Source organism: Pseudomonas sichuanensis (assembly GCF_024749065.1).
Lineage (GTDB): Bacteria > Pseudomonadota > Gammaproteobacteria > Pseudomonadales > Pseudomonadaceae > Aquipseudomonas > Aquipseudomonas sichuanensis.
In genome coordinates, this window is sequence record NZ_CP087185.1 from 1,501,231 (window position 1) to 1,513,634 (window position 12,404).

General features: G+C 64.4%; 13 protein-coding genes. 2 read left to right on the forward strand and 11 right to left on the reverse strand.

Annotated elements, in window-relative coordinates:
- Nucleotide 1: 1 nt before the first annotated feature.
- The 4 genes from LOY51_RS06965 to LOY51_RS06980 form a co-directional block, all read right to left on the reverse strand.
- Complete coding sequence (locus LOY51_RS06965; RefSeq protein ID WP_125857764.1) at nt 2–796, reverse strand: ABC transporter permease; 795 nt, start codon at nt 794–796, stop codon at nt 2–4.
- Nucleotides 786–1,625: an ABC transporter permease gene (locus LOY51_RS06970; RefSeq protein WP_110996265.1), complete on the reverse strand. Its 840-nt coding sequence runs from the start codon at nt 1,623–1,625 to the stop codon at nt 786–788. The genes LOY51_RS06965 and LOY51_RS06970 overlap by 11 nt, the downstream gene beginning before the upstream one ends.
- Nucleotides 1,622–2,428, reverse strand: coding sequence for an alkaline phosphatase family protein (locus LOY51_RS06975; protein ID WP_110996264.1), 807 nt, complete (start codon nt 2,426–2,428; stop codon nt 1,622–1,624). Before LOY51_RS06975 ends, LOY51_RS06970 begins: the two co-directional genes overlap by 4 nt.
- Before the next feature lie 110 nt (nt 2,429–2,538).
- Nucleotides 2,539–3,597, reverse strand: coding sequence for an ABC transporter substrate-binding protein (locus LOY51_RS06980; protein ID WP_258645393.1), 1,059 nt, complete (start codon nt 3,595–3,597; stop codon nt 2,539–2,541).
- A gap of 327 nt (nt 3,598–3,924) precedes the next feature.
- Between LOY51_RS06980 and LOY51_RS06985 the strand changes: the two genes are divergently transcribed.
- Nucleotides 3,925–4,638: a UTRA domain-containing protein gene (locus tag LOY51_RS06985; protein WP_125857767.1), complete on the forward strand. Its 714-nt coding sequence runs from the start codon at nt 3,925–3,927 to the stop codon at nt 4,636–4,638.
- Between the two features lie 92 nt (nt 4,639–4,730).
- Here LOY51_RS06985 and LOY51_RS06990 read toward each other — a convergent pair whose 3' ends face one another.
- From LOY51_RS06990 to minC, 7 genes are all read right to left on the reverse strand, one after another.
- Nucleotides 4,731–6,884 carry a mechanosensitive ion channel family protein gene (locus LOY51_RS06990; protein WP_125857768.1) on the reverse strand — a complete coding sequence of 718 codons (2,154 nt, stop codon included), beginning with the start codon at nt 6,882–6,884 and terminating at the stop codon, nt 4,731–4,733.
- Between the two features lie 44 nt (nt 6,885–6,928).
- Nucleotides 6,929–7,096 (reverse strand): hypothetical protein, encoded by a 168-nt coding sequence (locus LOY51_RS06995; RefSeq protein WP_167409870.1) that lies wholly within the window; start codon nt 7,094–7,096, stop codon nt 6,929–6,931.
- 177 nt (nt 7,097–7,273) lie between these two features.
- Nucleotides 7,274–8,563: a M18 family aminopeptidase gene (locus LOY51_RS07000; RefSeq protein ID WP_258645397.1), complete on the reverse strand. Its 1,290-nt coding sequence runs from the start codon at nt 8,561–8,563 to the stop codon at nt 7,274–7,276.
- 124 nt (nt 8,564–8,687) lie between these two features.
- Nucleotides 8,688–9,323 carry an RluA family pseudouridine synthase gene (locus LOY51_RS07005; protein ID WP_110996259.1) on the reverse strand — a complete coding sequence of 212 codons (636 nt, stop codon included), beginning with the start codon at nt 9,321–9,323 and terminating at the stop codon, nt 8,688–8,690.
- Between the two features lie 113 nt (nt 9,324–9,436).
- The gene (gene minE / locus LOY51_RS07010) at nt 9,437–9,691 is read right to left on the reverse strand and encodes a cell division topological specificity factor MinE (RefSeq protein ID WP_023631120.1); all 255 of its coding nucleotides are present in this window, start codon (nt 9,689–9,691) and stop codon (nt 9,437–9,439) included.
- 3 nt (nt 9,692–9,694) lie between these two features.
- Nucleotides 9,695–10,507: a septum site-determining protein MinD gene (gene minD, locus LOY51_RS07015; RefSeq protein WP_110996258.1), complete on the reverse strand. Its 813-nt coding sequence runs from the start codon at nt 10,505–10,507 to the stop codon at nt 9,695–9,697.
- 96 nt (nt 10,508–10,603) lie between these two features.
- Nucleotides 10,604–11,365, reverse strand: a complete 762-nt coding sequence (gene minC / locus LOY51_RS07020) for a septum site-determining protein MinC (RefSeq protein WP_125463048.1) — start codon at nt 11,363–11,365, stop codon at nt 10,604–10,606.
- Between the two features lie 100 nt (nt 11,366–11,465).
- On the opposite strand from minC, the gene LOY51_RS07025 reads away from it, so the two are divergent.
- Complete coding sequence (locus LOY51_RS07025) at nt 11,466–12,401, forward strand: lipid A biosynthesis lauroyl acyltransferase (RefSeq protein ID WP_258645400.1); 936 nt, start codon at nt 11,466–11,468, stop codon at nt 12,399–12,401.
- Nucleotides 12,402–12,404 lie beyond the last annotated feature (3 nt).

Consider the following 12,404-nt stretch of genomic DNA (forward strand, 5'->3'; position numbering starts at 1 on the left):
GTCAGGTCTTGTCCTTGTTCAAACGGTTGGCGACCCAGGTCAGGACTAGCACGAAGGCGAAATAGGAAATCACCAGCGCGCTGTTGAAGTGGCCGCTGCTGTTGCGCATGTTGTTCAGGTACACCTGCAGGGTCTCGTAGCGGGTGCCCACCAGCAGGTTGGCGAACACGAACTCGCCGAACAGGAACGAAAACGACAGCAGCAACGCCACCATCAGGCCCTTGCGCAGGTTGGGCAGCACCACCAGGAACGCGGCCTGCCAGGTGCTGGCCCCCAGCAGTTGGGCGGCGTCCATCAGGTCGCGCAGGTTGATCGCCTGCAGGTTGTTGGTGATGGCCCGGTACATGAACGGCAGGGCGACGGTGAAGTAGCAGCCGATCAGGATCCACGGCGTACCGACCATGGCCATCGGCCCGCTGCCGTACAGCTGCAGCAAGCCCACCGCCGACACCACCGGCGGCACCGCGAACGGCAGCAGGATCAGCACGTTCATCAGCGCGTCGAGCCGGGGGAAGTGGTAGTGCACCACGAACAACAGCGGCAGGATCAGCACCACCGACAGCAGCAGCGCACCCACGCACACCAGCAGCGACTGGCCGAAGGCGGCGAGGAAGCGCGGCTCGCTCCACAGCGCGATGTACCACTTGAAGGTCAGGCCGCTGGGCAGCAGGGTTGCCGACCAACTGGTGGCCAGGGAGTAGAGCAGGGTGCCGGCCAGCGGCAGCAGCAGGATCAGGAACAGCAGGTAGACCACCAGCTTGTGGTAAAGCCCGGCGGCGGTTTTTTCAGCGCGCATGGTAGCTCCTCTTGAGCAGCCATTGATGGACCACCGTGACCAGGGTCATCAGCCCCACCAGCACCATGGCCAGGGCGCTGGCCAGGTTCGGGTCGAGGCTGATGTCGCCGGCTACCAGGCCGGCGATGCGGATCGGCAGCACGTTGAAGTTGCCGGTGGTCAGGGCGTAGACCGTGGCGTAGGCGCCCAGGGCGTTGGCCAGCAGGATGACGAAGGTGCCGAGCAGGGCAGGGGTGAGCACCGGCAGGCCGATATGCCGCCAGAACTGCCAGTGGTTGGCCCCCAGTAACGCCGCGGATTCGCGCCAGTCTTCGCGCAGGGCGTCGAAGGCCGGGTAGAGCAGCAGCACCCCCAGCGGGATCTGGAAGTAGGTGTACACCAGGATCAGCCCGGTCTTGGAGTAGATGCTGAAGTCACCGAGCAGGCCCATCTGCTTGAGCAGCAAGGTCAGTGCGCCGTTGAAACCCAGCAGGATGATGAAGGCGAACGCCAGCGGCACCCCGGAAAAGTTGCTGGTCATGTTGGCGAAGGCGCTGACGAAGTCGCGCAGTTTCGAGTCGACCCGGCGCAGCGAGTAGGCGCCCAGGGTGGCGATGACAATGCCGAACAGGCTCGACCAGAAGCTGATCTCCAGGCTGCGTTGCAGCGCCTGCAGGTAGAACTTCGAGGCGAACACCTTGCTGAAGTTGGCCAGGCCCCAGCCACTTTCGCTTTGCAGGCTGTTGATCGCCACCCAGGCCAGCGGGGCAATCTGGAAGACGATGAAGAACACGGCGAACGGCAGCAGGCAGAGCAGGGCCAGGTAGCGGCCACGGGGGCTTGCATTCACTTGAGCAGCTCCCGGCAGACGGTCTTGTCGTGCGCAGCACCGAGCAGCTCGCAGATGGTGCCGCACAGCTCGGTCTGCAGCGGTTTGGCCGCAGGATCCAGGCTGAAGCCGTCACCAAAGACGAACAGCGGCACCTCGCGCTCCTCGGCCAGCAGGCCATTGTGCGAGCGGTCGTTGTTCATGCCGTGGTCGGCGGTGACCAGCACTTGGTAGCCCTCTTCCAGCCAGCGCGGCAGGTAGTCGGCCAGCAGAATGTCGGCGCTGCGCGCGGCGTTGCGGTACTGGCTGCTGTCCAGGCCATGGCGGTGGCCGGCGTCGTCGATGTTCATCGGGTGCACCAGCAGGAAGTTCGGTGCATGGCGCCGGCGCAGGTATTCGGCGTCGGCCAGCAGGTGCGAATCGGGGTAGTGGTCGGCGTAGTAGAACAGGCCGTGCTGGATCGGCAGCTTGGGCGCGTGGGTGTGGCGGTCGCGCAGCGGGTCGAACGGCGAGCGGTTGTACAGCTCGCTCATCCAGTGGTAGGCCGCCGCCGCCGTGCCCAGCCCGGCCTCGCGGGCGTAGTGGAACACGCTGCGCTGGTTGGACAGGCGGTTGACGTTGTTGTGCACGATGCCGCTGTCGATCGGCGGCACGCCGGTGAGGATGCATTCGTAGAGCGGTCGCGACAGCGACGGCAGCTCACATTCCACGCGGTACAGCGCGGCGCGGTCGGCCTCGACGTAAGCGTGCAGGTGGCCCATGGCATGGTGGGCCACCTGATGGTTGAGGCCGTCGAGCAGTACCAGGATGACGTTGTGTTGCATGTTCGCTCCCTTCGGAGCTACAAGCGGGCAAGCGGCAAGCTGCAAGAAGACGCGGGCATGTCGATAGCCTGCTTTTACTTGCAGCTTGCAGCTTGAATCTTGTAGCTGCCTTATTCCATCTCGATGATCACCTGCTCCTGCCACTTCTGCGGCAGGGCCTTGGAGGTGGCTTCCCAGGCCGCGGCGTCCTTGATCGGCTGGGCGGCCTTGTACTGCTCGTTGGGCAGCAGCTTGGCCTGTACGTCTGCCGGCAGCTTCAGGTGCTCGGCACGGATCGGCCGGGCGTGGCCCTTGGCCAGGTTGATCTGCCCGGCATCGCTGAAGATGTACTCACGCGTCAGCTTGGCCGCGTTCGGGTGCTTGGCGTACTTGTTGATGATGGTGGTGTAGCCGGAAATCACCGTGCCATCGGACGGGATCAGCACTTCGAAGCGCTTGGGGTCGATCTGCTCGCGGTAGCTCAGGCCGTTGAAGTCCCACACCACGCCGACTTCGATCTCGCCCTTCTCGATGGTCTGGATCGTCGGGTTGGCCAGCGACAGGCGCTTCTGCTGGGCCAGCTTGGTGAACAGCTGCAGGCCCGGCTCGATGTTCTTCTCGTCGCCCTTGTAGGCGATGGCGGCGGCCAGCACGCCGTTGGCGGCCTGGGCGGCGGTGCCGACGTCACCAATGGCGACCTTGTACTTGCCTTTTTCCAGGTCGTGCCAGCTGGTGGGGCGCTCGCCTTCCTTGACCAGGTCCTTGTTGATGATGAAGGCGATGGTGCCGGTATAGGCCAGCGCCCAGTGGCCGTCCTGGTCCTTGGCCCAGGCTGGCACCTGCTCCCAGGTGCTTGGCTTGTAGGGCTGGGTCACGCCCTTGGTCACTGCGATCGGGCCGAAGGCGGCACCCACGTCGCCGATGTCGGCGCTGGCGTTGTCCTTCTCGGCGTCGAACTTGGCCACTTCCTGGGCCGAGCTCATGTCGGTGTCGCTGTGCTTGAGGCCGTATTTGCTCGCCAGGTCTTCCCAGGTGCCTTTCCAGTTGGCCCAGGCATCGGGCATGCCCACGCTGTTGACCGTGCCTTCCTTGCGGGCGGCATCTTCCAGGGCCTTGAGGTCTTCGGCCATGGCCGTGGTGCAGAACGCGATGGCCGAACCGAGCAGTGACGCCATGAACAACTTTTTCATCCGAAGCTCCTTGGGTGGGTGCCTTGCAATCGTTGTTATGTGATGAAGCGGTGCCTGCCAACCGTTGGTCTAGGTCAGCAAACCTTGAGCCAAGGTAGGCCGGTTGCGTGACAGTTTGATGTAAGGGGCGGGCCTGAGTAGTGCGCCGCAAGCCCTGGCAATACAGCGTAGACCAGATCGAAAGCCTTGATTCACGCGGGCTGGCCCGGTTCTGGCAAGCCCCGCTAAAAGCCTTTGTCACAGGATGTTCATCAGCCGTGACTAGGCTTGCACTACGCTCCATATGCCCTGTTCTGGGGCTGGACTAGTCCAGATAGGTAACCTTTGATGCAAGCGACGCCACCGCGAGCGGTAACAGCCATCTGCCATGCCCTGCAGGAGCAGATCGAACACGGCCTGCTGGCGCCGGGCGGCAAGCTGCCGGCCGAACGCAAGCTCAGCGAGGTGTTCGACACCACGCGCATCACCCTGCGCGAGGCACTGGTGCAGCTGGAGGCCCAGGGCCTGATCTACCGCGAGGAGCGGCGTGGCTGGTTCGTTGCACCCGAGCGGCTGACCTACGACCTGATCGAGCGTAGCCACTTCCATGCGATGGTGCGGGACCAGGGGCGGCTGCCCAGCACCGAGCTGTTGTCGGCGCGGCTGCAGCCGGCCCCGGCGGCTATCTGCGCGCGCCTGCGCCTGCCGGCGTTGTCCAGCGTGGTGCGGATCTGTCGTTTACGGCGGATCGACGGGCGGGCGGTGCTGTATGCCGAGCATTACCTCAACCCGAGCTACTTCCCTGGGATTCTCGAACAGGACCTGGCGCAGTCGCTGACTGAGATTTATGGCCGGGAATACGGCATTCAGTACGGCCAGGTGTGTTTCGAGATCCTGCCGACCGCCTTGCCGGTGGAGGCCGCCAGTGCGCTGAAAGTGTCAGCGGGCAGCCCAGGGCTGCATATCACCCGGGTCAACAGCGACCAGCGCGGGCATCTGATCGATTGCGATCTGGAGTATTGGCGGCATGATGCGATCCGCATCCGTGCCGAGGCGGGATAAAGTGAACATCGCGGGGCAAGCCCGCTCCCACGCCATGTCATGCATAGCGTGGGAGCGGCGGTGCGCCGATGCGACTTGCCCCGCGATGGCCTCTAGCTGGAGGCATTCCCTTCGGTCATTCCACCACCCCCCGCCGTCACCACCTGCACCGACAACCGCGGCGTCGCCAGGTCCAGACCGGCTTCGTCCAACTGGCGCTTCAGCGCCAGGTTGAACGCCCGCGACACCTCCCACTGCTTGATCGGCGCAGTCTTGAACCGCGCCCGCAAGATCGCCGAACCCGACTCGAAACTCTCCACCCCCTGCAGCTCCAGCGGTGACCAGATGTTGCGGCGCATCAACGGGTCGCTGCGCAGCTTCTGGCCGACTTCGCGGACCAATGTGATGGCCTGGTCGATGTTCATGTTGTGGGGAATCGCCACACGGAAGATGGCGTAGCCGAACTCGCGCGAGTAGTTCTTGATGCTCTTGATCTCGCTGAACGGGATGGTATGCACGATGCCGTCGATGTCGCGCAGGCGCACGGTGCGGATGGTCAGGCCTTCCACGGTACCGAGGTGGCCGCCGACATCCACATAGTCATCGATGGCCAGCGAGTCCTCGATGATGATGAACAGCCCGGTGATCAGGTCGGCGACCAGCGACTGGGCGCCGAAACCGATGGCCAGGCCAATGACCCCGGCACCGGCCAGCAGCGGCGTGACGTTCATGCCCATGTTGGCCAGGGCGACGATCACCGCGATGATGAAGATCGCCACGAACATCACGTTGCGGATCAGCGGCATCATGGTCTGTGCGCGGGCGTTGGCCTGGCCCCGGCGCGAGCGCACCAGGGAGTGGTGCACGGCGGTGTCGGCCAGGATCCACACCAGCCAGGCGACGATCAGGGTGCCTGCCAGGCCCAGCAGGCGCAAGCTGATCTCGTGGCCGTCGCCTTCGGCGAAGTCGATCATCGACAGGCCCCACACGCGCAACCCCAACTCGATGAAGGCCAGCCAGATGAACAGGTGCACCAGGGCATAACCGAAGTTGCGCAACCGTTCGGTGTACACCGCCTGGCGTTTGTTGGCGCGCTTGGGGTTGGCGGCGTGGCGACGCACCAGGCCGTTGAGCACCATGCACACCACCACCAGCACCGTGCACATCAGCGATTGCCGCAGGGCGGTGCTGGTGTCGCCGGCGGACACGAAGGTGGCGAACAGCGAGACCGCCACCAGCAGCAGCGCCGGGATGAACCAGAAACTGCCGAGGATCTCGATGGTGTCGCTGAGGGTGCGTCGGGTCAGGCGCCGGCTCAGCGGCTGGTTGCGGATCAGGTGGGCGATCGGGCGTCGGAAGCGCAGGATGAACAGCCCGGTGCACAGCGCGGCGAAGACGTTGGCCAGGGTGGCCAGGCCATGGGCCAGATGGCTGCCCAGGGCGGTAGTCAGGCGTGGGTCGCTCATCGCCTCGCCGAACGCGGCGAAACTGCCGATCAGCCACAGCGGGCGAAACGCCTGGTGGCGCAGGATGTGCAGGGCGCGGTGGCGGTGCGGGCCGTCGAGCAGCGAGAAGGCGATCACGCAGATTGCCGAAAACAGCGTGCCGACCACCAGCGCATACGCCAGCACCATGGCCATGGATTTACCCAACGACGGTGGCAGGGCGAAGCTCAGGTAGACGGTGAACACCAGCGCCACCAGCCACGGCCCGAGCTTGCGCAGGGCAAACCGTACCAGGTCCCAGGTGCGTGGGTGCTGCGGCAGCTCCTCGGTAAGGCCGAAGCGCACCCGCACCCGGTGGCCGATCCAGTTGAAGGCGTAGGCCAGCAGGCTCCATACGGCGATGACCGCCGCGAAACCGAAGAGAATGGCCGGCCATTGGTGCACCGGCACCATCAGTGCGGTGAGTTCATCCTGGGCCTGGCTGATTTCCTGCGCCCAGCGGTTGAACGGGCTGGCGTCACCGCTGAACTGCTTTTCGAAGTCATGCAGGGCGCCGCCGATCAGGCCGAGCACGCCTTGTTCGACGGTGGGTTGCGATTGTTTGCTGGCGTCGCGCAGCTTTTTCAGGTCGGCCAACAGCTTGGCGCGCTGCTGGTCGTTCTCCAGGTTCTTGATCACCTCGTCCAGCGACTTGCCCAGCGGCTCCGTGGCCTCGGGCTGGGCAGGCGTGCTGGAGCCAAGCAGGCTCGGCAGGCCGGCGGCCTGCACCGGGGTGACGAACAGTAGAAACAGCAGGAACAGGCAACGCAGGAGGGCAGGCACCGGGAAATCTACCTCAGGTCAAACGATTGACCGAGTGTAGAGGTTTATGTGGGCAGTTTCTCCAGGATCTTCCAGCAGGTCAGGCCGAAGATGCCCAAGGTGCCGATCCACATCATCAGCACGCCGATATTGCGCTCGCGCAGGCTGAAGCCGATGGTCAGCAGCATGAGAAACCCGAATACCGGGATGAACAGCGACAGGAACGGGGACATGGTGCGGCAATCCTTGTGCTTGATGGGCCATGTATCAAGCATAGCGCTTTGCCAGCGAGGTGGATTGACCGGGGGCAGGGGGTTGCCAATGCCGGCCTCATCGCTGGCAAGCCAGCTCCCACAGCTACAGCGCAACCCTGTGGGAGCCGGCTTGCCGGCGATGGATGTGACGCGGCCTCAGGGCAGTTCGCGGCTGCGGTAGAAGGCCGTCAGCACCTTCACCAGGTGCGCCAGGTCATGGCTGCCGCACAGCTCGCGGATCGAGTGCATGGCAAAGGTCGGCAAGCCTATGTCGACCGTGCGCACGCCCAGGTTGCCGGCGGTGATCGGGCCGATGGTCGAGCCACAGCCCATGTCGCTGCGGACCACGAAGCTCTGCATCGGCACTTCCTCGGCCATGCACAGGTGGCGGAAGAACCCGGCGGTTTCGCTGTTGGTGGCGTAGCGCTGGTTGTTGTTGACCTTGATCACCGGGCCTGCGTTGAGCTTGGGCCCGTGGTTACCGTCGTGCTTGTCGGCGTAGTTGGGGTGCACGCCGTGGGCGTTGTCGGCCGAGATCATCAGCGAGCGCTGCACGGTACGCACATAGGCGTCACCTTCGGGCAACAGGCGCTGCAGGGTCTGTTCGAGCATCGGGCCGTCGGCGCCGCAGGCCGAGCAGGAGCCGACTTCTTCGTGGTCGTTGCACACCAGCAGGCAGGTTTCGTCGCTGTCGGCACTCAGCAGCGCCTGCAGGCCGGCATAGCACGACAGCAGGTTGTCCAGGCGGGCGCCGGCGATGAAGTCGCCGTTCAGGCCGATCAGTGCCGCGTCCTGGGTGTCGTAGAAGCTCAGCTCGTAATCGAGCACCACGTCGGCGTTGAGGTCGTGCTCGCGGGCCAGTTGCTCGGTGAGCAGGGCGCGGAAGTCGATGCGCTCGTCGCCTGCCACCTGGGCCAGGATCGGCGGCAGTTCGGTCTGCGGGTTGATCGTCCAGCCTTCGTTGGCGGTGCGGTTGAGGTGGATCGCCAGGTTGGGGATCACCGCGATCGGCAGCTTGAAGTCGATCAGTTGGCTTTCGACCTTGCCGTCACGGCGGAAGGTGACTCGCCCGGCCAGCGACAGGTCGCGGTCGAACCACGGGGCGAGCAGGGCGCCGCCATAGACTTCGACGCCCAGCTGCAAGAAGCCCTGGCGCTGCAGTTCGGGTTGCGGCTTGACCCGCAGGCACGGGCTGTCGGTATGGGCGCCGACCATGCGGATGCCGCTCATCAATGGCGAGTGCTTGCCGAGCTTGATGGCGATGATCGAGGAGTCGTTGCGGGTCAGGTAGTAGCGCCCGCCAGGCACCGTGGCCCAGCTGTCGCGTTCGTCCAGGTGCTGGAAGCCGGCGGCTTCGAGGCGCTGCACGAGGCTTGCGGTGGCATGGAAGGGCGTCGGGGAGGCCTTGAGGAATTCAATCAGGCCGGCGTTCAGGGCATCGCGCATAAGTCACTCCAATTCGAGCTTCAAGCCGCAAGCTGCAAGCTTCAAGCAAAGGCGGTCAGCAGCGCAAGCGTGCACGCGACCTGCCTTGGCTTTAGCTTGCAGCTTCTAGCTTGAAGCTTGCAGCTTAAAAAGGCGCCGGGCACTCGAACTTCAACCGCTGCCCGGATACCGGGTGGGTAAAGCTCAGCATCGAGGCATGCAGGCACAGCCGTTCATGGGCGGCCAGCGCTTGCGGGTTGGCGTACAGGCGGTCCCCCAGCAGCGGATGGCCGATCGACAGCATGTGCACGCGCAACTGGTGCGAGCGCCCGGTGATCGGTGTCAGCTCGACCCGGCAATGATCGCCGCAGCGTTCGACGATGCGCCAGAAGGTCAGGGCGTGCTTGCCTTGCTCATGGTCGACCACGTGGCGCGGCTTGGTCGGCGGGTCGTAGCGCAGCGGCAGGTCGATGCTGCCGCTGTCCAGTTGCGGTTGGCCCCAGCACAGCGCGGTGTAGGCCTTTTCCGTCTCGCGGTCGTGGAACTGGCGCGACAGTTCGCGGTGGCTGTCGGCGTCACGAGCCAGCAGGATGATCCCCGAGGTCTCCCAGTCCAGGCGGTGGACGATCAGCGCGTCGGGGTAGCCGTTTTCCTGCAGGCGGGTGATCAGGCAGTCCTTGTTGTCATCGGCACGGCCCGGCACCGACAGCAGCAGGGTCGGCTTGTTGATCACCAGGATGGCGGCGTCTTCGTGAAGGATCTGGATGTTCGACAGCGGCATGTTCGGGCGTTCTCTGCAAAGCATTGTGGGAGCGGGCTTGCCCCGCGATAGCGTCAGATGGCCATCGCGGGGCAAGCCCGCTCCCACAAGGTATACCTGGGGCTGCTGAAGACTCAGCGATCAGGCAGGGTGATGTTCAGTTCCAGAATCGAGCAGCTGCCCTGGTTTTCCAGTTCGATCTGCACGTCGTCATTGCCGATGTTGACGTACTTGCGAATCACCTCGACCAGCTCCTTCTGCAGGGCAGGCAGGTAGTCCGGGGTGCTGCGCTGGCCACGCTCGTGCGCCACGATGATCTGTAGACGCTCTTTCGCTACCGACGCGCTGCTCTGTTTCTGTCTGCCACGAAAGAAGTCAAAAAGGTTCATGGTTTACTTGCCTCCAAACAGGCGTGCGAAGAATCCTTGCTTCGGCACTTCGATGAACCGCAGTGGCTTGGGCTTGCCCAGCAGGCGGTCGACGGTGTCACTGTACGCCTGGCCGGCATCGCTCTGGTCATCGAGGATGACCGGGATGCCCTGGTTGGACGCCTTGAGCACGGCCTGGGATTCGGGAATGACACCCAGCAGTTCGACCGAGAGGATTTCCTTGACGTCTTCGACGCCCAGCATTTCGCCCTTCTCGACACGCTCTGGGTGGTAGCGGGTGATCAGCAGGTGTTCCTTGATCGGGTCGTCACCTTGTTCCGCGCGGCGCGACTTGCTCGACAGCAGGCCGATCATGCGGTCGGAGTCACGTACCGAGGAAACTTCCGGGTTGGTCACGACGATGGCTTCGTCGGCGAAGTACATCGCCAGGTGCGCACCTTTTTCGATACCGGCCGGCGAGTCGCAGACGACGAACTCGAACTGCTCCTTGAGCTCCATCAGCACCTTTTCCACGCCTTCCTTGGTCAGCGCGTCCTTGTCGCGGGTCTGGCTGGCGGCCAGCACGTACAGGTTCTCGAGGCGCTTGTCCTTGATCAGGGCCTGTTGCAGGTTGGCTTCGCCGTTGACCACGTTGACGAAGTCGTACACCACGCGGCGTTCGCAGCCCATGATCAGGTCGAGGTTACGCAGGCCGACGTCGAAGTCGACGATGACAGTCTTGTGCCCACGCAGTGCGAGGCCGGTACCGATAGCGGCGCTGGTGGTGGTCTTGCCCACACCCCCCTTGCCGGAAGTAACCACGAGAATCTTGGCCAAGGTGTTTCACCCCTAAATAATCGGGACAGGCGTCCCTGCAAATACAAAAAAACGGCAACGGTAAAAAGTTGCGCTAAAAATGCCGGCAAGTATCCGTTAAAGACGGGTGATGTTCAACACGTCACCGGACAGGCTGACCTGTACGCCCGAGCCCCACAGCGGGTCGCGGCGCAGGTCTTCGCAAACTTTGTACTGGCCGGCGATGGAGACCATTTCTGCGGTCATCTGCTGGCAGAAGATGCGCGCCTTGGTATTGCCCTTGATCCCCGCCAGGGCCCGGCCGCGCATGGCGCCGTACACATGGATGTTGCCATCGGCAAGAAGTTCCGCGCCCGGGCTGACGGAGCCGGTGACCACCAGGTCGCCGCCCTGGGCGTAGATCTGCTGGCCGCCGCGCACCGTCGTGGTGATGATGCGCGTCGGGCGCACTTCGGGTTCGGCTGGCGCCGGTGGCGGTGGCGGTGCAGGTTCCGGCGCTTTCACCTCCGGCTCCGGCTCCAGCGGGCGCTCGCGGGCTCCGGAAGGCGGCAGCACCGGCAGGTCGATGGCGATCGCCGCGGCGATGTCCTCGATGCGGTTGGCGCGGATCGCCAGGGTGCGCAGGCCATGATGGCGGCAGACGCGCATCAGCCCAGGCAGGTCGATGGCGCCCTCGTCGGGGGGCAGCTTGTCCAGCGCCAGCACCAGCGGCGTGTTGCTGAAGAAGTTCGGCGCCTGCGCCACCTTCGCCGCCAGCTGGCGGTCGAGGGATTCGAGGTCGTTGCGCGCCAGTTCCAGCACGGTGATGGCAAGCATGCTGCCCTTGAGCTGGAACACGGGGGCGTTGTCGGGTGTCTGGTTAGGGCTCATGGTCTGCATAGACGGCTTGTTGCGAGAAAAGTGCCCTGACTTATAGCGATAAGACCGATTGCCCGCAACCGATGTAGAATGCTCGGCCCTTGTCTTGCCGGAAGCTTCAATGGAACGCCCGCGTTTTCGCCGCCAATTTCTCCACCCGCGATTCTGGGCCCTGTGGCTTGGCCTGGGCCTGTTGTGGCTGGTCGCCCAGTTGCCCTACCGCGCCCTGCTCGGGCTCGGCCGCGTTCTCGGTGCGCTGATGTACCGGGCGGCCGGCGAACGCCGCCGCATTGCCGCGCGTAACCTTGAATTGTGTTTCCCCGAGCTTTCCAGCGACGAACGGCAGCGCCTGCTCAAGGAAAATTTCGCCTCCACCGGCATCGCCTTCTTCGAAATGGCCATGAGCTGGTGGTGGCCACAGGCCCGCCTGGCCCGCCTGGCGCACATCGAAGGCATCGAACACCTGCAGGCTGCCCAGCGTGAAGGGGAGGGGGCGATCCTCATGGCCGTGCACTTCACCACCCTGGAGATCGGCGCTGCGCTGCTGGGCCAGGTCCACACCATCGACGGCATGTACCGCGAGCACGGCAATCCGGTGTTCGACTTCATCCAGCGCCGTGGCCGCGAGCGCCACAACCTCGATTCGCTGGCGGTGGAGCGCGACGATGTGCGCGGCATGCTCAAGCTGCTGCGCAAGGGCCGGGCGATCTGGTATGCGCCCGACCAGGACTACGGCATGAAGCAGAGCATCTTCGTGCCGCTGTTCGGCATCCCGGCCGCCACCGTTACCGCCACCAGCAAGTTCGCCCGCCTGGGCAAGGCCCGGGTGATCCCCTTCACCCAGAAGCGCCTGGAAGATGGCAGCGGCTACCACCTGGTGGTGCACCCGCCGCTCGAAGGCTTCCCGGGGGAGACCGAAGAGGCTGATTGCCTGCGCATCAACCAGTGGGTTGAAGGCGTGCTGCGCGAGTGCCCGGAGCAATACCTATGGGCGCACCGGCGGTTCAAGTCGCGGCCTGAGGGCGAGCCGCGGCTGTACGACAAGAAGAAAAAATGAGAA